This window comes from Streptococcus alactolyticus (genome assembly GCF_042649785.1).
GTDB lineage: Bacteria > Bacillota > Bacilli > Lactobacillales > Streptococcaceae > Streptococcus > Streptococcus alactolyticus.
Window position 1 is genome coordinate 49,339 of sequence record NZ_JBHRZX010000018.1, and the last position, 22,095, is coordinate 71,433.

Consider the following 22,095-nt stretch of genomic DNA (forward strand, 5'->3'; position numbering starts at 1 on the left):
CTAATGGTCCTTATCTTTGAGAATGGCGAGGTGTTGGTGGGTTGTGAATGGCTTCTCCGATAGTATCCATGAAGGCTTCGTACATATTTTCAGAGAAGGTTGGGTGTCCATGAATGGCTTGCGCCACATCATCAACGGTCAATTCATTTTCCATAATGGTTGCGGCTTCGTTAATGAGTTCGGCTGCAGCAGGTCCAATAATGTGAACGCCAAGAATTTCATGGTATTTGCGGTCTGCAATGACTTTGACAAAACCTTGCGCTTCGTTAGATGCTAAGGCTCGTCCGTTGCCAGCAAAGCTTGATTTGCCAATTAAAACATCGCCGTATTGTTCTCGTGCCGCTTCTTCCGTCAGACCAACCATGGCAACTTCTGGATGGGTATAAACAGCTGCTGGGATGTATTTGAGGTTGGCTTTGCGATGATTGCCACGAATAGCATTTTCAGCAGCCACTTCGCCCATACGATAAGCAGCGTGCGCCAGCATTTTTTGCCCATTGACATCACCTGGAGCGTAAATGCCTGGGATAGAGGTTTCTTGGTAGGCATTGACTTTGATGCGGTTGCCTTCCATTTCCAGATTGAGGTTTTCAAGTCCTTGCATTTGTGGAACGCGTCCAATAGATAGCAGGGCTTTTTCAACTTGAATACTTTCGTGATTTGTAAGGGTCAAGGTCAACTGGTGATTGCTTTCCTTGATTTCCGCTACGCCAACATTGGTCTTGATGGTCATGCCCTTTTTAGTGAGAATTTTTTGCAATTCTTGAGACACTTCTTCATCCATGGCTGGAATAATGCGGTCTGCCATTTCGATAACAGTGACATCAACACCGTAAGACGCCCACACCAAACCAAGTTCAATTCCAACAACGCCACCACCCATAACAGCTAGTGACTTAGGCATTTCTCGCAAATCTAAAATATCATCAGAGGTCAAAACAAGAGGTGACTCAATACCTGGAATGTTAATCCGCGATACTTTTGAACCTGTCGCCAAAATAATACTGTGCCCCTGAATGGTTTGAGAGCCAATGGTTACGGTTTTATCTGGATTAACCTGAGCAAGACCATCAAAAATAGTAACCTTGTTAGCCTTCAAGAGCCCACGAACACCGCCTGTCAAGGTTTTAACAACCGAATTTTTAAAATCAACGGTTTTATCCATGTCAATGCTGTAATTGGTTGAGGCGAGGTTTATTCCGCGTCCAGCAGCAATTTTGAGTCCGTCCAAAATTTCAGCGTTTTTGAGATAAGTTTTGGTTGGAATACAGCCAACATTGAGGCAGGTACCACCAAATTCAGATTTTTCAACGATGGCTACTTTAGCTCCTAATTGAGCCCCACGAATAGCGGCATAATAACCTGCAGGACCGCCACCGACGACAATCATATCGTATTCCTCAGCTGCCAGCAACACTTTGTCATGGTTGGTTTTGACCACTGAAACGGCTGGCGGAACGACCAAGCCTGCTGCAGTTAGGTCTGAGACAGCTTTATCGGCTGTCCTTTGCAGACTTGATTCGACGGCCTCACCCTCAGCACCAATGTAACCAATGATTTCTGTGACAGGGACAACATCGCCTGCAGGATGCACAATCTTTAAAAGTACCCCTGAATCCTCGGCTTCGATTTCCATATTGGTTTTGTCAGACATGATTTCAAGGAGAATATCGCCCTCGTTCACAGGATCCCCTTCGGCTTTTTTCCACTCTAAGATTTCGCCCTCTTGCATGTCAACGCCGAGCTTGGGCATGATAATTTCTACTGCCATTGCTTTTTCCTTTCTGTTAATTAGATGAGCAATTCCAAAGGATTTTCAAGAAGTGCTTTCAAATCCAGCATGAATTTGGCACCGTTCATGCCATCCACTAGCCTGTGGTCAATGGTCAAACTCGTTCCCATAATAGGACGAATAACCACCTCACCTTCATATGCTACTGGCGTATCAATCGTCGCTGAAATACCTAAAATAGCCGAATTTGGCTGGTTGATAATGGGGTTAAATGATTTAGTGCCAAACATCCCCAGATTAGTGATTGAGAAGGTTGATCCTGACATTTCTGCCGCTTTTAATTTGCCAGCCTGCGCTTTTTGAATGATGTCTTTTGAAGCCACCACGAATTCTGACAAAGTCATTTGGTCTGCACCGTGAACCACAGGTACCACTAAGCCGTCTGAAAGCCCAACGGCAATTCCTAAATTCACAAAATGATGGAGTTCAATGTCTTGCGCATCATGTATCAAAGAAGCGTTAAGAAAATGGTGTTCTTCCTTCATCAAGGTTTTAACTACAGCAAGCCCAATCAAATCGGTAAAGGTCACCTTGTAACCTGTTTTGGTCTTGATTGGCTCAAGCAATTGCTGACGCAGCGCTATGAGATTGGTCATGTCGATATCGTAATTTAAGGTAAAGGTTGGCGCCGTGAAATAAGATTGGGTCATGCCTCTTGAAATAGCCTTACGCATAGCAGACATCTTGATCACTTCAACGCCGTCTTGGGCTTGATTCACAGCAAGAGGTGTTTTTTGCGAAGTAGCCACTTTTTCTGCTGGCACACTGGCTAAAACATCTTCTTTGGTAATTTTGCCACGCTCCCCTGTACCAACCAAAGTATTCAAATCAACGCCCTTATCTTGCGCAATCTTGCGAGCCAAAGGTGTCACGCGCACTGCCTTAAAGGCCTGCACATCTGCTTCATGCACACGCCCATTGGCACCGCTTCCCGTCACTTTTTCAAGGTCAATCCCTCGCTCCCGCGCTAGCTTTCTAGCAGCTGGGGTCGCACGAACCTTGCCATTATCCACTTTTTTAGGGGCAATAGCTGGCGCTGACACACCTGACAAGGATTGGGCTGGCGCTTCCTGAGTTGACGGACTTGGACTAGCCGTCTCCTCTCCCACAGAATCAGGAAGGGCTTCACCTGCTGCACCGATGTATCCGATTACTTTGGTCACAGGCACAACATCACCCGCAGGATGCACGATTTTCAAAAGAACTCCTGAATCCTCAGCTTCAATTTCCATATTGGTCTTGTCAGACATGATTTCAAGCAAAATATCGCCCTCTTGGACACTATCTCCTTGGGCTTTTTTCCACTCTAGGATTTCACCTTCTTGCATATCTACGCCGAGTTTTGGCATAATAATTTCCTTTGCCACAGGCCACACCTCCCTTAGTTGTCGCGTCCATTGCGTGCCATTTGATACAGAGCAGCTTTAATTTTTGTCACATCTGGTAAAATACCTTCTTCCAAGACGCGAGCATAAGGCACTGGCACATCTTCACTAGCCAGTCGCACGATAGGATAGTCTAAGTAATCAAAAGCATCACTCTCAGTCACCCGCGCAGCAATTTCCCCAATAAAGCCACCTGTTTTGTAGGCATCATTAACCAACATGAGGCGTCCTGTCTTTTTAACCGACTGGATAATCAGGTCCATATCAAGCGGGATAAGGGTCCTTGGGTCAACCACTTCAACGCTGATACCATCTTGTGCCACCTCGTCAGCTGCCTGCAGCACACGCTCCAACATTCGGCCATAAGACACAATTGTCACATCTGTTCCTTCACGCTTAATCTCACCCTTACCAAGTGGTAGATACTCCTCAACATCCAAACTCACTTCTTCTTTTTTGCCGTAGAGGGCTTTTGGTTCCATGAAAATGACAATATTATTATCTCGAATGGCTGATTTTAAGAGCCCTTTAGCATCGTTAGCCGTTCCTGGTGCAACCACCTTAATGCCTGGAATATGGGTCAACCAAGCCTCTAGCGATTGCGAATGTTGGGCAGCTGAGCCGATGCCAGAACCAGAGGCCACACGGAAGGTCACGGGTGTTTTTAGACCACCACCAAACATATAATTGTTTTTAGCACCGTTATTAACAATGGCATCAAGGGCAATGGTGATGAAATCCATAAAGGTCACATCCACAATAGGACGCAGACCTGTAATAGCAGCCCCAATAGCGCTCCCTGCAATCGCCGCCTCTGAAATCGGTGTGTCTTTCACTCGTTTGGCACCAAATTCTTCAATCAGACCTACAGACGTTCCAAAGTCACCACCATAAATCCCGACGTCCTCACCCATGAGAAAAACCATGTCGTCTTTGCGCATTTCCTCAGCCATCGCAAGATTAATGGCTTCACGAAAGGCCATTTGTTTTGTTTCAGTCATTATATCTCTCCTTTTTGATGCAAATGCCTAGTCAGCCCAAACATCTTCAAATGCCACTGCTAAATCTGGCTCAGGGCTATTTTGAGCAAAAGCGTAAGCGTCATCGATTTCTTTGACCACTTGAGCATCCAAAGCATCCAATGCTTCAGCGTCAACCAAGTGATTGTCCGTCAAATAGGTGCGAAAGAGGACCAGCGGGTCTTTTTTCTTCCACTCATCGACTTCTTCCTTGCTGCGGTATTTTCCAGCATCGGCCGTTGAATGCCCAAACCAGCGGTAAGATTCTACTTCCACGATGGCTGGTCCCTTACCAGCACGCACATGCGCAACCGCCTTGCCCATCGTGTCGTAAACCGCCAACACATCATTGCCATTTTCACAGTAAAAACCTGGAATGCCGTAAGCTTCCGCACGCGTGTAAAGGTGAGGGGTGTTGGTTGCTTTTGTGATGTCCATCGAAATACCGTAACGGTTATTGATGATAAAGAAAATCACTGGCAAGTGCCATGTGGCAGCTAGGTTCACGGATTCATGGAAAGACCCTTCGTTGGTTGCTCCATCACCCGAAAAAGCCACGACAATATTGCCTGTTTGCTTGTAGTCTTGTGTCAGGGCAGCACCAACAGCTAGGGCATAGCCACCCCCTACAATACCATTGGTACCGTAATTGCCTTTTTCAAAATCCGCTAGGTGCATCGAGCCCCCACGACCTTTAGATACCCCATTCACCTTGCCTGCCAATTCGGCCATCATTTTATTCAAATCCATGTCCTTGGCAATACACTGCCCATGCCCACGGTGATTTGAAAAAATAATATCATCATAGGTCAAGTGAGCCATAGCCCCAACACTAGCTGCTTCTTCCCCCACAGAAAAATGCGTCATGCCTTGCACAAAGCCTCGGCGGACGAGTTTATTGATGCGCAGGTCAAACTCACGAATGCGCTGCATTTTTAGATACATCTCTATATAGTTTTCACGTGACAAATTCATCTGATTGCCCTCCAAAATTTCCATGTCTTATTTTATTTATCATAAGCTATTATTGGTCAAATCACAAATTATTTAACCGCTTTTTTGAAAACGATTTAAAGAAAAAAACAACCCTGAAAACAGTTCAGCCATTTTCAAAGGTTGTTTGGATGGGTTAGTCGCTAATTGCGTTTCCTGTATAAAGTTGGTAATAGCGTCCTTTTTGCGCCATCAAATCATCATGGTTACCCCGTTCGATGATACGACCACGCTCAAGCACCATGATGCAATCAGCATTGCGAACCGTTGACAAACGGTGGGCAATAACAAAAGTTGTGCGCCCTTTCATGAGAGCGTCCATCCCTTCTTGGACGTGCACTTCTGTCCGTGTGTCAATAGAAGAGGTTGCCTCATCCAAAATCAAGGCTGGTGGATTGGCTACCGCCGCACGCGCAATCGCTAGCAACTGACATTGCCCTTGTGAAAGATTGCTACCATCACCAGTCAAAACAGTGTCATAACCTTTCGGCAGGCGTTTGATGAAGTCATGAGCATTGGCTAATTTAGCGGCCTCGATACACTCCTCATCTGATGCCGTCAGGCGACCATAACGAATATTGTCCATCACCGTTCCTGTAAAGAGGTGTGTGTCTTGAAGCACAATCCCTAGGCTATGGCGAAGATCTGCTTTCTTGATTTTGCGGATGTTGATACCATCGTAATGGATTTTCCCTTTTTGAATATCGTAAAAACGGTTAATCAAGTTGGTAATAGTGGTTTTCCCAGATCCAGTTGAACCGACGAAGGCAATCTTTTGCCCAGGTTCTGCAAACAAATTGATATCATGCAAGACCATCTTGTGGTCGTTGTAACCAAAGGTTACATCTGAGAAAGTCACGCCACCTTCAAGTTTGTGGTAGGTCACCGTACCATCCTCGTGTGGGTGTTTCCATGCCCACATACTTGTGGTTTCTGGCACCTCTTGGATGTGACCAGCAGCGTCCACCTTGGCATTCACCAGCTCAACATAACCTTCGTCCCCTTCCACATCAGCATCAAGTAAGGTAAAGACACGGTCAGCACCCGCCATCGCCATAATAACCGAGTTGATTTGTTGGCTGATTTGTGTAATTGGGTTGGTAAAGCTACGGTTTAGGGCTAGGAAAGACACCAAGGTCCCCAAAGACAAGCTGGCGTGATCATTTAGGGCTAAAAAGGCACCCAACATGGCACAAAGCACGTAAGAAATATGCCCGATATTAGCCGACACTGGCATCAAAATATTGGCATAAATATTGGCACTTGTGGCAGAGTATCGCAATTCTTGATTGATGGTTCTAAAATCAGCCTTGGCACGCTCCTCGTGATTAAAGACCTTAACCACCTTTTGCCCTGTCATCATTTCTTCGATAAAGGCATTGACACGACCAATATCGTTTTGTTGTTGGTGGAAATGTTTAGACGAACGTGTGCCAATCTGACGAGCTACCAGCAGCAAAATAGCCACCATGACAAGCGATAGCATGGACAAAGGAAAGCTCAACATAAGCATGCTAGTAAAGGTTACCACGATAGAAAAGGTTGAATTGACCACTTGCGGGATACTTTGACCAATCAATTGACGCAGCGTATCCACGTCGTTGGTGTAGATAGACATGATATCCCCATGAGCATAGGTATCAAAATACTTAATTGGCAAACGCTCCATATGGGTAAAGAGGTCCAAACGAATGCGACGCATGGTTCCTTGCCCAACGTAAACCATCAAACGGTTGTAACCGTAAGAACTTAAAACCCCCACGATACCAACCAAAATCAAGCGAAAAATAGCCCGTGCCAATCCTGAATAATCAGGATTTTGGGCAGCTAAAAGAGGGGTGATGTAGCTATCAATCAAGGTTTGCATGAACAAACTAAAGCGTACCATACACAGTGCCGTCACCAAAATCAGCAATAGCACCAGCAAAAAATGCCATTTGTAGTTGCTAAAAACATAGGCCAAGACCCGTCTTAGAGTGTCTTGTTTGTTCACTTCTTTTTGTGTTTGGGACATTAGGCACCACCTTCCATATCAAAATCTCCATCATCTTGTTGTTGCACATCATTGATTTCACGGTAAATAGCATTGGTTTTGAGTAATTCGTCGTGACTGGCAAATCCTGAAATCTTACCGCCGTCAAGCACCAAGATTTTATCAGCATGTTGGATACTTGAGATACGTTGAGCGATAATAATCTTAGTTGTGCCAGGAATGGTTTCAGCAAAGGAACGACGGATATTGGCATCTGTCGCTGTATCAACGGCACTGGTTGAATCATCCAAAATCAAGACTTTTGGCTTTTTCAACAAAGCACGTGCGATACAAAGGCGTTGTTTTTGCCCACCAGATACGTTGCTACCACCTTGCTCAATCCACGTATTGTATTTATCAGGGAAACGCTCGATAAATTCATCCGCACAGGCTTGGCGACAAGCTTCAATGCATTCTTCTTCCGTCGCGTCCTCATTTCCCCAGCGAAGATTATCCAAAATAGTTCCTGAAAAGAGGATATTTTTTTGTAACACAACGGCAACTTGGTCACGCAAAACTTCCAAATCGTATTGGCGGACATCATGACCACCCACAGTAACGGAACCAGCATCCACATCGTAAAGACGGGAAATCAAGTTTGCAAATGAGGTTTTTCCTGAACCTGTACCACCGATAACACCGATAATCTCACCCGATGCAATAGACAAATCAATGTCAGATAGCACTTCCTCACCACTACCATGCTTGTACGAAAAATGCACATGGTCAAAACAAATGCTGCCATCTGGCACTTCCATCAATGGATTTTCAGGATTCACAATATCTGCTTTTTCCGTCAACACTTCTGATATCCGCTCAGCACTGGCCGTACTCATGGAAATCATGACCATAATCATAGACAACATCATCAAAGACATCATCATGGCAAAGATATACGAAAAGAGCTACGTCAATTCCCCTGTGGTCAAGCTTCCTGCCACGATAAAGTGTGCCCCAAACCACGACAAGCAAATCATACACGCGAAGATGATAAACATCATGATTGGGTTATTGAAAATGACAATTTTTTCAGCCTTAACAAAAAGCTGGTAAATGTTCTCTGCTGCCTTGGTGAATTTTTTATTTTCATAATCTTCGCGCACAAAGGCTTTTACCACGCGAATACCAGAGATATTTTCTTGAACACTGGCATTGAGTTCATCGTATTTACGAAAAACGTAATTAAAACTCGTCATGGCTCTGCGCATGATAAAGTAGAGCGAAGTTGCTAAAATCACTACCGCAATCAAAAACATGATACTCAAGCGACGGTCAACCACAAAGCACATAAACATACTGAAAATCACGGTTAAAGGTGCTCTGACTGCCACACGGATAATCATTTGGTAGGCATTTTGGACGTTTGTGACATCCGTTGTCATCCGCGTCACCAAACCAGCCGTGCTGTATTTATCGATATTAGAAAAGGCAAAGGTCTGAATATTATCGTACATCCCCTCACGTAAATTAGCCGCAAAACCAGCCGAAGCTTCTGCCGCAAATTTCCCAGCTAAAAAGCCAGTTGTCAAACCACAAATGGCTAGAAATAGCATTAACAAGCCAAATTTCATAGCGACAGCCATATTACCCGCCTGAATCCCTTGGTCAATCAATTGGGCGATAACAAAAGGAATCGACATATCAAAAAAGACTTCCAAAGCAGCACACAAGGGCGCTAGCAAAGACGGTCTTTTGTACTCCTTAACGTGTGCAAGCAGCGTCTTAATCATTCTCGTCACCTCTTTCTACGACATTATAGTAGGCTTTTTCTAACAAGACATGGAAGGTTTCTTGTTCTTCCTGACTAAAGTTGCCAATAATTTCACATTCCGAATCGTCCAAGTAAGCCTTCAATCTCTCCATCAAAGCGCTCCCATCGTCTGAAATACGAACCCGTTTAATCCGCTTGTCCTTCTCATCTTGGCTGATGAGAATCATGTTTTTCTGATTCAAGCGTGCCAACAAGCCCGCCATAGTTGGCTGCGATACCTCAAATTCTTTTTCCAATTCTTTGTAGGTATAACTGGCTTCCGTTTTCTTCAGAAAAAGTAAAATCCAAGACTGCATAATCGTAATATTATACGGCTTTAGGAAATGGTTCATGTTTTGCTCCAAACGGTGTGCGATTCGCTTGACTAACCAGCCATAAGGCGCGTTTTTCGTTTCCATCCTTACCTCCAAATGTGCTCAAAAACGCATAAAAACGTCTCCAAACATTTCTCTCACTAATGATTATACAAAATGATTTTCCGAAAACCAATAGCCTGCTATCTATTTATTTCTACAAAGAGTTGGATATGAAAAATGGAGCCAAATCGACTCCATTTGTTTTTTGTATGCAAGTTCAGACTTCTGATACTAGCCTTCGACTTGTTCGCTGAGTTCTTCCCATTCTGACATGAGGACTTCTTGTTGCTCGCTCAAGGCATCCAATTCTTTTTGCAGGTCAACCAACTCCGTAGCATCATTTGTGGCAAGCATGGCTTGGTTAATGCTTTCTTCCTTGTTTTCAATGTCTTCCAATTGATTTTCAATGTCAGCAATGCGGCGAGTGAGTTTGCGGAGTTCCTTTTGGTTGGCTTTTTGGGCATGGTAATCATTGGTTGGTGCTTTTTCAGACACTTCCGCAGGCTTTTCTTGCCCTTCTTCGGCTTTTAGACGGGCCAATTCTTCCAGCTCTGCCTTTTTCTCAAGGTAATAATCGTAATCACCAAGATAAAGGGTTGAGCCTTCTTCTGAGATTTCCAGCACTTTTGTTGCCACGCGGTTAATGAAATAACGGTCGTGACTGACAAAGAGAAGGGTGCCATCAAAATCAATCAAGGCATCTTCCAAAACTTCTTTGCTATCAATATCCAAGTGGTTGGTTGGCTCATCTAGGATAAGGAAATTGTCATTCTGCATTGACAATTTCGCAAGAAGCAAGCGAGCACGTTCGCCACCTGATAGCATAGCAACTGATTTTTTGACGTCATCTCCTGAGAAAAGAAAAGCTCCCAGACGGTTACGAATGTCCACTTCTGGCGTGGTTGAAAAATCATTCCACAATTCGTCCAGCACGGTGTTGGTCCGCGTGAGATTAGACTGCGTTTGGTCATAGTAACCCACTTCGACATTGGCACCGTAAGTAGCAGTTCCCTTGATAAATGGCACTTGCCCCACGATAGACTTAATCAAGGTTGATTTACCAATACCATTTGGTCCGACGATGGCAATGGCATCGCATTTTTTAACGTCAATGTTAATCGGCTCAGACAAGATATGATTGTCGTAACCAATTGCCATATCTGTGACGGTCAAGACCACATTTCCTGAAACCTTGTCCGCGTGGAAGGTCATATGGGCTGATTTTTGCCCAGCGCTTGGTTTATCCAAACGTTCCATTTTCTCTAATTGTTTGCGGCGGGCTTGGGCACGTTTTGTCGTTGAGGCTCGAACGATATTGCGTTGCACGAAACATTCCAATTTGGCAATTTCTTTGGCTTGTTTTTCGTAATTTTTCGCTTCAAGGGCTAATTTTTCCGCCTTCAAGTCCATGAAAGTCGAATAATTACCCACATAACGGTCAAGCGAATGCGGATTCAAGTCCAGCGTAATCGTTGCTACCTTATCCAAGAAATAACGGTCGTGGCTGACGATGATCAAGGCGCCTTGGTAATTGACCAAATAATTTTCCAGCCAAGCAATGGTTTCGATATCCAAGTGGTTGGTCGGCTCGTCCAAGACCAAAAGTTCTGGTTTTTCCAGCAACATTTTGGCAAGGGCTAGGCGGGTATTTTGCCCTCCTGACAATTCCGAAATCTTCATTTGCCACATGGATTCATCAAATTTAAAACCGTTTAAAATAGCCTTGATATCCGCTTCGTAGGTAAAGCCGCCCTTCACGCGAAATTCTTCTGATAAGCGGTCATAATCTGACATTAACTGGTCAAAGGCATCGCCTGTCACCTCTGCCATCTGCATTTCCATGCGACGCAGACGGTTTTCCATGCTCCGCACGTCATCAAAAACGTGCAGCATTTCATCAAAAATCGTATTTTCCGATTCAAAACGGCTATCTTGTGCCAAATACGACAGGCTTAAATCCCGTTTTTGGTTAATCTCACCAGAAGTCGGTGCTTCTTCGCCAACCAAAATTTTCAGCAAAGTCGATTTTCCCGCACCGTTTCGCCCAACCAGCGCAATGCGGTCTTTTTCATCTACTTGAATATTGATATTATCAAATAACACATCGCCCGAAAATGAGCGTTCCAATTTATTACCTTGTAAAATAATCATAGGTCTATTTTACCAAATCACGAGTCGTTAAACTAGAAGAATGTCAAAAAATCTGCCAAAATCAGCAGATTTTCCAAACAAACCATTTTTAAGAAGCATAAAGTTTCTTGACATTTTCAATATCAACAGGCTGAATGCCATAATAAGAGCCTGATGATTGCATGACAGACTGTTGGCTATCATCGTGGTCCAAGCCAATCGCGTGCCCCAATTCATGCTCCGCCGTGTAAACAATTCGATAATAACTGTAACCGTAGTTGTTCTCCGTCAAATAATAGGTGTTCAACTTGACCTTGACATACTTGATTTCATTGGTGAGAGCATCGGTTTCAGCCTCGGCCACTCCTGCGGCTTTTGATTGGGCATCTGAGTACTCGTTCAAAACAATCCCTGCCAAACTCTTGTCAGGAACGATGTTGAAGGTAAAAGCCCCTGTATCATTCCAAGCCCTGATGGCTTCTTCATAAGCATAAACCAAGGTCGTGTTGTCCGTATCAATATAAACCGTCGCACTGGCATTTTCCCAACGCTCGCCCGCATGATGGCTGTCCTGGTCAATAGTGAGGTTGTTCAAACACCCAACCAAATCGTCATCTTGTGTGGACACATAAGTCACCACACGGTCTTTGACATCTAAAATAGCATTGGCAATAGCTGATTGGCTATGATTAGCGTAATAAAGCAAGCCAAAAATTAGAAGTCCCAGCACCACCACCGTCTCGACCAAACCCCAAAAAAGATTCCAAATCAGCCGAAACACAAGTCTGAGAATAAAGAAAATCATGTTTACAAAAGACCGCATCCACCTTCTCCTTTTTATGTATTTTTGAAAACGCTTAATTCATCATTATTACCTCAAGTATACAAAGCTTTGGCTTAAAAAACGAGAAAAAGCACCCAAAAATAAGGAAAACCTTATTCTTGAGATGCTCATTCTGCTCCTTTTCAAAACGGATTAACGCACTTCCATGACAACTGGTAAAATAGCTGGACGGCGTTTGGTTTGGTCAAACAAGAACTTAGCCACGTCATCACGGACAGCTCCTTTTAATTCGCCCCAGTCAAAACTGTCTTGTGCCAAGTAATTTTCAACCGTTTGGTTGACCAATTCTGCTGCCTCTTGCAAGATATCACGGCTTTTCTTCACATAAACAAAGCCACGCGTATGAATTTTAGCTTTTGATACGATTTTCTTTTCGCGTTTGTTGACTGTCAAAGCCACGATGAAAATACCGTCTTCTGACAAGACTTTACGGTCACGAAGGACGATATTGCCGACATCACCAATCGCATTTCCATCAATCATCACATCACCAGCAGGAACACTGCCTTCGTGGTGGAAACCATCTTTTTCAAGTACCATAACGTCCCCACGTTTGACAATATAAATGTCCTCGGGATACATCCCAACTTCTTGTGCCAAGTCTGCGTGGGCAGAAAGGTTGCGGTATTCCCCTTGGATAGGGAAGAGGTATTTAGGTTGCAACAAGTTAATCATCAATTGCAAGTCACGGGCATTGGCATGACCAGATACGCACAAATCTTGTGTGATGAGTTTAACCGTTCCACCTGCTTTGTAGATAAGGTTCTCAACGCGAGCCACAACAGCTTCTTTTGAAGTGCTTGGAGTGGTTACGATATACACCAAATCACCGTCTTTGATTTGAACATAGCGGTGACGTCCCAAAGCCATTTTTTGCAAACCATTGATTGGCTCACCCATACGTCCAGCTTCCAAGATAATCAATTCATGGTCTTCGAATTTATGCATATCTTTTGGCTTAACAATGAGTTTTTCATCTGCCACGCCCAAGCGTTTCATGCGAATAGCGGTACGGATGATATTTTCCGCATCAAAACCAGTCAAGACCACACGGCGACGGTGTTCAGCGGCAGAATCAAAAACTTGTTGGATACGAGAAAGGTTTGACGCCACAGCCGCAATGATAACACGCCCTTCGGCATTGGCAATCACGTCATCAATTTCTGCCCCAACTTCTGATTCACTAGCCGTTAAAACATGACTTGTCGCATTGGCAGAATCTGACAACAAAGCCAAAACGCCGTCACGACCAATTTCAGTCAAGCGTGCTAAGTCTGTACGGTAGTATTTACGGGCAGCTTGGTCAAATTTAAAATCACCAGTATAGACAATTTGACCTTCATCTGTACCAACCACAATCCCTAAACTTTCTGGAATAGAATGGGTCGTTTTGAAGAAGGAAATGGTCGCATCCGCAAACTCAATCTCTGTTTCTGCGTCAATGACATGAAACTGATTGAATTTCTTCACATTGTTGTTTTTCTTCACAAAAAGCTTAGCAAGCTCAATCGTAAGTGGTGACCCAAAGACAGGTACCTTCATTTCTGACAAAATGTAAGGCAAAGCCCCAATTGCATCTGCGTGACCATGTGTCAAGAAAATCCCTTGAACACGTTTTTTATTTTCAATCAAATAATCTAGATTTGGAATGACCTCATCAACACCCAATTGTTCATTTTCAGGATATTTCAAACCAGCATCTAAAATAAAAATAGAATCGTTCACTTCAACCACATACAGGTTTTTACCGTTTTCACGGACTCCACCTAGGGCAATTAGTTTAATATCGCTCATGACGATGTTTTCTCCTTCATTGATTTTTTAATACAAGCAACGCCAGTTGCTTCATGATAATACAAACGGTCCTTGCACCAAACGGTTAACAAGTCGAATTACAGCTCTTTCATTATAGCATATTTTCAGAAGATTTTCTTCTTTTACACTTGGAAAGATTGCTTTAAACAGCAAAAAAAGATACCCTAAGGCATCTTTCACACATTTAATCAAACAGCTGGTAGTAATCCGCAATCGTCATGTCTTTCTTTTCCTCTTGATTGAGGTCTTTGACGATTTTACCATCTTTCATGACAATCAAGCGATTACCATAATGCAAGGCATCCTCCATGTGATGGGTAATCATCAAGGCTGTTAGTTGGTCCTTTTGGACAAACGTATTGGTCAAATGCATCAGAGAAACGCTGGTTTTGGGGTCAAGGGCTGCGGTGTGTTCATCCAGCAGCAACAATTCAGGGCGTTTGAGCGTTGCCATCAATAAACTCAAGGCCTGACGTTGTCCCCCAGATAAAAGACCTGTCGGCGTTTCCAAATGCTTTTCCAAACCATTGCCAGTCTTAGCCACCAAGGCCTGAAATTCTTCTGTAAAAGCGTGAATGTTGCGAGGGACCAAACCACGTTTTTCGCCACGGTATTTAGCAATAAGGAGGTTTTCTGCCACGGTCATTCGAGGAGCCGTTCCCATCTTAGGGTCTTGAAAAACACGCGCCAAATCACTCGCTCGTTTCTCAGCAGGCAAATGGGTCACGTCCTTACCCAAGATGAAAATGCTGCCGCTAGTCAACATCAAAGTCCCCGCAATCACGTTGAAAAGGGTTGATTTTCCAGCACCATTGCCACCCAAAATTGTCAAAAAATCATGTTCATAAATCGTCAAATTCACATGGTCAAGGATGGTTTTGACATTATCCAAACCGTTATTAACCTGAACGGTCGCTTCTTTTAATTCTACAACTTTTTTCATCGCGATAAGGTCACTCCTTTGAAAAATTTATCTTTGAGAACAGGTACCATAAGACAAATAGCCAAAATAATGGCACTAAACAATTTGAGGTAGTTGGTATTGAAACCAAGTGCAATCACGCCAGCAATCAAGAATTGGTACAAGATAGCTCCCACAACCGTTGCCACAAGACGTTCTAATAAGGTCAGATTGGTCGAATAAAGAACCTCACCAATGATAATGCTAGCCAAACCGATAACAATGACACCAATCCCTTTTGACACATCAGCATAGCCATCTTGCTGACTAATCAGAGCACCTGACAAGGCAATCAGCCCATTTGAAACCACCAAGCCCATGACTTCCATACGGTCGGTATTGATGCCAAAACTCTTAGCCATATCACGATTATCACCCGTAGCAATATAAGCCTGCCCAAGTTTTGTATATAGGAAGAAAATCAGCCCCGCAATCACGAGAATAACGGCTAACAACCCAATCACCAAAAGGTTAGTTGTTGCTGAAAAAGGCAGCAAGTCTTGAATGGTCTTAATATCCAGCAAACCAAGATTAGCACGCCCCATAATCATCAGCATGATAGAATTACATGAGGTCATTACCAAAATCCCTGCCAAAATGGTTGGAATTTTACCTTTGGTGTAGAGTAAGCCAGTCACAAGACCTGCCACACAGCCTGCCAACATTCCCGCAAAAGTCGCTAGAATAGGATGAATGCCTTGATTCATCAAGGTAACCGCCACTGCACCACCCAAGGGGAAAGAACCCTCAGTCGTCATATCTGGGAATTTCAAAATACGAAACGTGAGGTAAATACCGAGTCCAAGAATTCCCCACAAAAGCCCCTGTGAAACCGATGAAATAATCATGTGCCTCTCCTTTTCTAATTCTTATCTGCCTCAACGGCTACGGTTGCATGAGACAAAACGTCTTCTGGAATAGTAATGCCAAGCTCCCTAGCCGCTTTTAAATTCAAGGTTGGTGTTCCTGTATTGACCACCTTAACAGGAACTTCTGATACTTTTTTACCTGCCAATAATTTCACGGCAATCTTAGCCGTTTTGACACCCAAATCGTATTGGCTCTGTGCCACAGAAGCAATGCTTCCTTGCTCAACCATGGTATCCACGCATGAGTAAATTGGGATTTTAGCTGCGTTGGCTGCACTCACAACGCTCGTGAAAGCTGAAGCAATGGTGTTGTCCTGAGGAACAAAGATAGCATCGACTTTGCCAGTCATCACAGACATGGTTGTTGTGATTTCATTAGTTGACGGCACAGCGTATTCCACAACATTGATGCCAGCAGATTTGGCATATTCTTTAAATTGAGCCACTTGTGACACTGAGTTGTCCTCGCTGCTAGCATACAAAACACCAATCGTTTTCGCATTTGGCGTGATGCTCTGGATGAGTTCTACCGTTTGTTTGAGCGGTACTTGGTTGGAAACCCCTGTTACATTGCTATTTGGTTTCCCAAGATTTTTAACCAGTTTTGCTCCAACTGGGTCTGAAATAGCCCCCATCACAACTGGGATATCACTCGTAGCCGAAGCCAAACCTTGTGCCGCTGGCGTTGCAATCCCAATCAAAACATCGCTTTTAGCATTGACCAATTGCTTACTCATGGTCTGAATCTTACTTTGATCCCCTTCAGCATTTAAAACCGTGATATCCGCATTTGACTTGTCATAACCCGCATCAGCCAAACCATCTTCAATCCCTCGCTCAATCTCATCCAAAGCCTCGTGGGTCACGTATTGCAAAATACCGATTTTAACCTTTTCATTGCGATGCGAATCACTCTTGGTTTGGTCATAAAGCATTGACCCCACCACTAATACCACTAAAACAATTAACGTTCCAATAAGTCCTTTATTTTTCATACGTGTCTCCCTTTATCTCACCTATTAAAGACTGACTTTGCCTGTCAAACCATTCTCATCATTGCCATATCATCGAGCCTGCTAAAAAGAAAAGCGTGTAGTAAATGCCTACTACACGCCTTATCCAACTTTGTCATTAAGACTAGCGCATAGATACTTTTTAGAAGTACTCTAAAAGTCGTATCTATGCCACAACATAAACACAACTCTACCTACGCCAACCTTGCCAACTTGTAAGAGCTTGTGTCATGTTCATCCTAATATCCTCCTGAAATAGTGTTTTTTATAATTATATACTAAATTCTGAAAATTTCAAGAGATTTGATTAATTTTTTTGGGCTATAATTATATCTCTTGTTTTCTCGATTTCTCTAAGTGCTGGAGACATACAAATGTTAATATTGTGGGTTACTTCTCAATTTGTAAATCATTTCTGAAATAAAAATACCTGCTTCATTTTCGTAACCGATAAAATCGTTGACGTCTTCTAGTTGTTCGTCAAAGATATCGATTTCATTTTTGGAATAATCTTTATCGTATTCCCAATTTGGCAAGTGACTACTGATTTTTTTGAATTCATCACTTGAATAAATGCTATTTAGTTTCATTTTTATAAACTCCATGTCGTTTTCTGATGTTTCTTCGTGTTGGATTGTTGATACAACATTACCAGTATCTGGATTGACAACGACGGTAGAGACTGCACCACGATATTGTTTCGATGGTAAACCGTCCTTATCGTACTTAGTATTTGTTACTTCCAGCGGATTAATTAAAGCATCTGTCAATGTCTGAATTGTACCACCACGTTCAATAGCTCTTTCAGTTGTATGTTTTGATATTCCTGTAATTTCTACATTGTCAACTGCTTTCACGCAAATTATACCATTTTCTAACTCTCTACGCTTAACTAAAATAGCTTTTTTTATGGTATAATATAGGGATTGAACACATGAGATTAGAAAGGAGGCGTCGTAAGGTTATGGGGCTTTGATGCTGCTACTGACAGCCTTACGGCAACTTTTATCATGTCATTTGATGGTTTTTTTCTACACCATTTAACCAAGGAACTCCAAGGCGAGCTGATTCATGGGCGGGTGCAAAAGGTCAATCAGCCTTTTGAGCGTGAACTTGTCTTGACCATTCGGAACAATCGTCAAAATTACAAGCTTCTTCTATCTGCTCACCCTGTTTTTGGGCGGGTGCAAATTACAAAAGCAGATTTTCAAAACCCGCAAACGCCTAATACTTTCACGATGATTATGCGGAAATACCTGCAAGGTGCGGTGATTGAGGATATTCGTCAAATCGAAAATGACCGTATTTTGGAGATTGCCTTTTCTAATAAAAATGAAATTGGCGACAACATCAAGGTCACTTTGGTGGTTGAAATCATGGGAAAACACAGCAATATCATTTTGATTGACAAGGCTGAGCACAAAATCATCGAATCTATCAAACACATCAGTTTCTCTCAAAATAGCTACCGTACGATTTTACCAGGTTCAACTTATGTTGCCCCTCCTCAAACCAATGCCAAAAATCCTTTTACCGTGCCAGACCAGACCTTATTTGAAATACTGCAAACGGAAGATTTGGCACCACGTCACCTGCAAAAACTCTTCCAAGGTTTAGGACGTGATACGGCTGAAAACCTCTCTCACCAACTCAGCACAGACAAATTAAAACAATTCCACGCTTTCTTTAATCGTCCTGCCCAACCCAATCTGACTGAAAAATCGTTTGCGCCAGTGCTATTTGAAGATAGCAAGGAAACGTTTGACAACTTGTCAGAATTACTGGATATATTCTACCAAGATAAGGCTGAGCGTGATCGTGTAACTCAGCAATCCAGCGATTTGATTCATCGGGTGCAAACGGAATTGGACAAAAACATCAAAAAACTGGGCAAGCAAGAAAAGGAATTACAGGCGACTGAAAACGCGGAAGAATTTCGCCAAAAAGGGGAACTTTTAACCACTTACCTCACGCTTGTGCCCAATAACAAAGATTCTGTGGAGTTGGACAACTACTACACCAACGACAAAATCCGTATTGCACTGGATAAGAGCTTAACACCAAGCCAAAATGCTCAACGCTATTTCAAAAAATACCAAAAATTAAAGGAAGCTGTTAAGCATTTGACGGGGCTTATCCAAGAAACAAAAGACACCATCACTTACCTAGAAAGTGTGGAAACAGCCCTCAATCATGCGTCGCTTTCAGACATCGAGGACATTCGTGACGAATTGGTGGAAACTGGTTTTGTCAAACGTCGCACGCGCGACAAACGTCACAAACGCAAAAAACCAGAACAATACCTTGCTTCAGACGGCAAGACCATTATTCTGGTTGGGCGCAATAATCTTCAAAACGATGAATTGACTTTTAAATTGGCCAAAAAAGGGGAACTTTGGTTCCACGCCAAAGATATTCCTGGTAGTCACGTGCTCATCAAAGACAACCTCAATCCTAGCGATGAAGTCAAAACAGATGCAGCTGAATTAGCGGCTTATTATTCTAAGGCAAGGCTATCTAACCTCGTTCAGGTGGATATGATTGAAGCTAAGAAACTCAACAAGCCAACTGGTGGTAAGCCAGGTTTTGTGACTTACACAGGTCAAAAGACCCTACGCGTCACACCAACAGAAGAAAAAATCAATAGCATGCGTTTGCCATAAACATAAAATATCCCTCCTAGGTGACCTAGGAGGGATATTTTATCTGAGATTGTTAATCATCTACTTGACCGTTGCCAATTTTAGAATGGCGGTAGCCATAGACAAAGTAAATAATTGTACCAAGAACAAATGAAATGAAAAATCCAATCCATGCTTCTGTGCCACATTGAGTCATCAATGACAAACAGATGATAATAGATAGAATTGGTAGAACAGGTACAAATGGTGTTCTAAATTCACCTTCTTTTGGCTCTCCGTGTACGCGGCGCAATTGAATCACACCTAAAGCCAACAAAATCAAGTAAGCTAAAGTAACGATATTAACCAATAAAGCGAGAAGTTCTATCGGTAAAATACCTGCAAAAATCATGGTAACAATACCCACGAAAATAGTCGCATTATTTGGCACCTTGCTTGTAGCTGATACTTTTTGGAATTGCACTGGCAACAAACCATCACAACTAATGTTGTAAATAATACGTGACAAGGCATACATCATTGAAATGCAGACAGTTACCAAGGTCAAAATAACTACAACTGACACGAAATTCCCTGCCAGTGGGAAACCGATGCTACGAAGCACAAACGGTACTACGTCAGTAATATTGAGTTTGGTGTAGTTCACCGTTCCTGTCAAGACTAAAGTAAATAGAACATAAAGCAAAGTTACCAAACCGATTGAAATGAAAATCCCTTGAGGAACTTTCTTTTGTGGGTCTTTGGTTTCATCAGCCGCCATACAAATGGACTCAAAACCAAGAAAAGCAAAGAACATGAGTGTCGCTCCTGCCATAATACCCGTTTTACCGCCATAAAGTTGACCAAAACCATACGGGGCAAAATTGCTCCAGTTATCCACATTGATGGCTGTCAAGCCCAAAGCGATGAACAAAATCAGCACCGCTATTTTACAAACAACCAAAACAGAATTAAAACGAAGCGCTGTCTTAGACCCTCTAAGTACCAAAATGGTCACAAAAAGCAGCAACAAGACAGGAACAATATCAATGTAAGTACCATTTGCAGGGTTAAATGGGCCACTCAAAGCCTTTGGCAACGAGATACCAAAGGTTTGCAGGAAGGCTTTGAAATATTCTCCCCAACCAGATGCTGCCGTTGAAATAGCACCGAGGAATTCAATAATCATAAACCATCCAGCAATCCAAGCAGGATATTCACCAAAAACTGTATAAATATAGCGATAGACGCCACCTGAATGAGGAAGTCGAGATGAAAATTCAGCAAAGAACAATGCTGACATTGTCACACAAATAGCGGCAATAATAATAGAAATGGTGATAGCAGGACCAGCATACTCTGCTGCACTCGTTCCTGTTATCGTGAAAATTCCAGTCCCCACAATTGACCCAACACCTAGAAAAATCAATTCTGATAATCCAAGGTGGCGCTGTAGATGCGATTTCTTTTGAGTCATGGGAGCTTTTCGAAAGATATCCATACACTCTCCTATGTAAAAAATAAACTCGTTGGTCTTTTTCCTTTGCAAACTATGTCCGTTGGGGTGCTTGCTCTTTTTACCAACGATACCCAATCTTATTCTAATATAGCCTTACCAAGTGATAGCCCTTACCATCACAGACAAAGTGAACTACACAACGAACTCTATTTTAGTATAAATATACGCAAAAATCAACACCATGTTGGGGAGATCGAGAAAAAGTCTGCAAAAATCGTTATTAAAATCTGATTAACATCACTCATTGAGGTGTTGCAATCGGTATAGGTTGTACATCCGAGCCATTAAAATCAAAACAACATAGAGCCCAGACATGGATTTGCTATCTTCAAAATCAACTTCTAAATCACTCACTTCATAATACAATTGATAGGTCGAATGCTGTCTTAAAAAGCTATCCCCAAATGCCGTAACACTCAAGACGGGTATCTGTTTTAAAACTAACTTCTTCAAGGTTTCTTGGATAGACAAGGTATTACCACTTAGTGAAATAATAATAACAAAGTCATTTTCAGTCAGATTATCGGAAATGGCAGAAAAATTGGTTTCCCCAGAGAGTAAAAAATTGGGTCTTTTGTACAAGAACAGTTCATTTGAAAATTCTCTCGCAAAATTACTCTGAGTGAACCCTGTTGCGTAAATAATAACATTACACGCCTTATGAAGCATAGAAAACATTTTATCAAGGTCAATATTTTCCATTAACTTGATAGTATTATGAATATCGCCTAATAGTCTATCAATCACATCTTGGTCCGATGGGATAACTTGTGCGGCAAGGGAAGACTGAATAAAATACTTCATTTCCGAATAACCACTGAACCCTAGTTTTTTTGGCAAATCTTAAAACCGTACTTTTAGACATTAGAACTTTTTGCCCTAATTCTATCAACGTTAATTCTGGGCTCTTTGTCAACTGTAGTGGGTAGATGAAAAGCTAACACCTAGAGAGGACGAACTTCGTTCTCTCTTTCT

The 22,095-nt window shown here is 42.7% G+C and carries 16 protein-coding genes and 2 pseudogenes; 1 reads left to right on the forward strand and 17 read right to left on the reverse strand.

Annotated elements, in window-relative coordinates:
- Positions 1-10 precede the first annotated feature (10 nt).
- The 15 genes and pseudogenes from lpdA to ACFORE_RS05005 form a co-directional block, all read right to left on the reverse strand.
- Complete coding sequence (lpdA, locus tag ACFORE_RS04930) at positions 11-1,390, reverse strand: dihydrolipoyl dehydrogenase (protein ID WP_373875657.1); 1,380 nt, start codon at positions 1,388-1,390, stop codon at positions 11-13.
- A gap of 122 nt (positions 1,391-1,512) precedes the next feature.
- Positions 1,513-1,771 (reverse strand): annotated as a pseudogene (locus tag ACFORE_RS04935) (biotin/lipoyl-containing protein); the annotation flags it as partial.
- A 20-nt stretch (positions 1,772-1,791) separates the two neighbouring features.
- On the reverse strand, positions 1,792-3,141 hold the full coding sequence (locus ACFORE_RS04940; protein WP_154454302.1) for a dihydrolipoamide acetyltransferase: 1,350 nt from the start codon (positions 3,139-3,141) through the stop codon (positions 1,792-1,794).
- Positions 3,142-3,173: 32 nt separating this feature from the next.
- The gene (locus tag ACFORE_RS04950) at positions 3,174-4,178 is read right to left on the reverse strand and encodes an alpha-ketoacid dehydrogenase subunit beta (RefSeq protein ID WP_154454249.1); all 1,005 of its coding nucleotides are present in this window, start codon (positions 4,176-4,178) and stop codon (positions 3,174-3,176) included.
- Positions 4,179-4,205: 27 nt separating this feature from the next.
- Positions 4,206-5,171 (reverse strand): thiamine pyrophosphate-dependent dehydrogenase E1 component subunit alpha, encoded by a 966-nt coding sequence (locus ACFORE_RS04955; protein WP_154454250.1) that lies wholly within the window; start codon positions 5,169-5,171, stop codon positions 4,206-4,208.
- A gap of 154 nt (positions 5,172-5,325) precedes the next feature.
- Complete coding sequence (locus tag ACFORE_RS04960) at positions 5,326-7,203, reverse strand: ABC transporter ATP-binding protein (protein WP_264879677.1); 1,878 nt, start codon at positions 7,201-7,203, stop codon at positions 5,326-5,328.
- A pseudogene (locus tag ACFORE_RS04965) lies at positions 7,203-8,951 on the reverse strand (ABC transporter ATP-binding protein). Before ACFORE_RS04965 ends, ACFORE_RS04960 begins: the two are co-directional and overlap by 1 nt.
- Positions 8,944-9,390 (reverse strand): MarR family winged helix-turn-helix transcriptional regulator, encoded by a 447-nt coding sequence (locus ACFORE_RS04970; RefSeq protein WP_154454253.1) that lies wholly within the window; start codon positions 9,388-9,390, stop codon positions 8,944-8,946. The pseudogene ACFORE_RS04965 and the gene ACFORE_RS04970 overlap by 8 nt, the downstream one beginning before the upstream one ends.
- A gap of 189 nt (positions 9,391-9,579) precedes the next feature.
- Positions 9,580-11,499 carry an ABC-F family ATP-binding cassette domain-containing protein gene (locus ACFORE_RS04975; RefSeq protein ID WP_235281001.1) on the reverse strand — a complete coding sequence of 640 codons (1,920 nt, stop codon included), beginning with the start codon at positions 11,497-11,499 and terminating at the stop codon, positions 9,580-9,582.
- Positions 11,500-11,587: 88 nt separating this feature from the next.
- On the reverse strand, positions 11,588-12,301 hold the full coding sequence (locus tag ACFORE_RS04980; protein WP_235281002.1) for a matrixin family metalloprotease: 714 nt from the start codon (positions 12,299-12,301) through the stop codon (positions 11,588-11,590).
- Positions 12,302-12,454: 153 nt separating this feature from the next.
- The gene (locus tag ACFORE_RS04985; protein ID WP_235281003.1) at positions 12,455-14,116 is read right to left on the reverse strand and encodes a ribonuclease J; all 1,662 of its coding nucleotides are present in this window, start codon (positions 14,114-14,116) and stop codon (positions 12,455-12,457) included.
- A gap of 205 nt (positions 14,117-14,321) precedes the next feature.
- Positions 14,322-15,080 (reverse strand): ABC transporter ATP-binding protein, encoded by a 759-nt coding sequence (locus tag ACFORE_RS04990; RefSeq protein WP_154454257.1) that lies wholly within the window; start codon positions 15,078-15,080, stop codon positions 14,322-14,324.
- A complete protein-coding gene (locus ACFORE_RS04995; protein WP_154454258.1) occupies positions 15,077-15,946 on the reverse strand; it encodes an ABC transporter permease in 870 nt (289 codons plus the stop codon). Before ACFORE_RS04995 ends, ACFORE_RS04990 begins: the two co-directional genes overlap by 4 nt.
- Positions 15,947-15,960: 14 nt before the next feature.
- Positions 15,961-16,962, reverse strand: coding sequence for a tryptophan ABC transporter substrate-binding protein (trpX, locus tag ACFORE_RS05000; RefSeq protein ID WP_235281004.1), 1,002 nt, complete (start codon positions 16,960-16,962; stop codon positions 15,961-15,963).
- 395 nt (positions 16,963-17,357) lie between these two features.
- Positions 17,358-17,750 carry a hypothetical protein gene (locus tag ACFORE_RS05005; RefSeq protein WP_235300374.1) on the reverse strand — a complete coding sequence of 131 codons (393 nt, stop codon included), beginning with the start codon at positions 17,748-17,750 and terminating at the stop codon, positions 17,358-17,360.
- Positions 17,751-17,990: 240 nt separating this feature from the next.
- On the opposite strand from ACFORE_RS05005, the gene ACFORE_RS05010 reads away from it, so the two are divergent.
- Positions 17,991-19,643 (forward strand): Rqc2 family fibronectin-binding protein, encoded by a 1,653-nt coding sequence (locus tag ACFORE_RS05010; protein ID WP_154454262.1) that lies wholly within the window; start codon positions 17,991-17,993, stop codon positions 19,641-19,643.
- Positions 19,644-19,695: 52 nt separating this feature from the next.
- Here the strand turns inward: ACFORE_RS05010 and ACFORE_RS05015 are convergent, their stop codons facing one another.
- Both ACFORE_RS05015 and ACFORE_RS05020 read right to left on the reverse strand, forming a co-directional pair.
- The gene (locus ACFORE_RS05015; RefSeq protein ID WP_154454263.1) at positions 19,696-21,102 is read right to left on the reverse strand and encodes an APC family permease; all 1,407 of its coding nucleotides are present in this window, start codon (positions 21,100-21,102) and stop codon (positions 19,696-19,698) included.
- Positions 21,103-21,357: 255 nt separating this feature from the next.
- The gene (locus ACFORE_RS05020; protein WP_235281006.1) at positions 21,358-21,924 is read right to left on the reverse strand and encodes an SIS domain-containing protein; all 567 of its coding nucleotides are present in this window, start codon (positions 21,922-21,924) and stop codon (positions 21,358-21,360) included.
- Positions 21,925-22,095: the final 171 nt, after the last annotated feature.

Excerpts from the sequence above, each read along its gene's own strand:
- lpdA (WP_373875657.1), bottom strand. The coding sequence starts at position 1,390 with ATGATTGTCGTCGGTGGCGGTCCTGCAGGTTATTATGCCGCTATTCGT.
- ACFORE_RS05020 (WP_235281006.1), bottom strand. The coding sequence starts at position 21,924 with ATGAAGTATTTTATTCAGTCTTCCCTTGCCGCACAAGTTATCCCATCG.
- ACFORE_RS04955 (WP_154454250.1), bottom strand. The coding sequence starts at position 5,171 with ATGAATTTGTCACGTGAAAACTATATAGAGATGTATCTAAAAATGCAG.
- ACFORE_RS05015 (WP_154454263.1), bottom strand. The coding sequence starts at position 21,102 with ATGGATATCTTTCGAAAAGCTCCCATGACTCAAAAGAAATCGCATCTA.
- ACFORE_RS04985 (WP_235281003.1), bottom strand. The coding sequence starts at position 14,116 with ATGAGCGATATTAAACTAATTGCCCTAGGTGGAGTCCGTGAAAACGGT.
- ACFORE_RS04980 (WP_235281002.1), bottom strand. The coding sequence starts at position 12,301 with ATGCGGTCTTTTGTAAACATGATTTTCTTTATTCTCAGACTTGTGTTT.
- trpX (WP_235281004.1), bottom strand. The coding sequence starts at position 16,962 with ATGAAAAATAAAGGACTTATTGGAACGTTAATTGTTTTAGTGGTATTA.
- ACFORE_RS04970 (WP_154454253.1), bottom strand. The coding sequence starts at position 9,390 with ATGGAAACGAAAAACGCGCCTTATGGCTGGTTAGTCAAGCGAATCGCA.
- ACFORE_RS04960 (WP_264879677.1), bottom strand. The coding sequence starts at position 7,203 with ATGTCCCAAACACAAAAAGAAGTGAACAAACAAGACACTCTAAGACGG.
- ACFORE_RS04940 (WP_154454302.1), bottom strand. The coding sequence starts at position 3,141 with ATGCCAAAACTCGGCGTAGATATGCAAGAAGGTGAAATCCTAGAGTGG.
- ACFORE_RS04995 (WP_154454258.1), bottom strand. The coding sequence starts at position 15,946 with ATGATTATTTCATCGGTTTCACAGGGGCTTTTGTGGGGAATTCTTGGA.
- ACFORE_RS04975 (WP_235281001.1), bottom strand. The coding sequence starts at position 11,499 with ATGATTATTTTACAAGGTAATAAATTGGAACGCTCATTTTCGGGCGAT.
- ACFORE_RS05010 (WP_154454262.1), top strand. The coding sequence starts at position 17,991 with ATGTCATTTGATGGTTTTTTTCTACACCATTTAACCAAGGAACTCCAA.
- ACFORE_RS04990 (WP_154454257.1), bottom strand. The coding sequence starts at position 15,080 with ATGAAAAAAGTTGTAGAATTAAAAGAAGCGACCGTTCAGGTTAATAAC.
- ACFORE_RS04950 (WP_154454249.1), bottom strand. The coding sequence starts at position 4,178 with ATGACTGAAACAAAACAAATGGCCTTTCGTGAAGCCATTAATCTTGCG.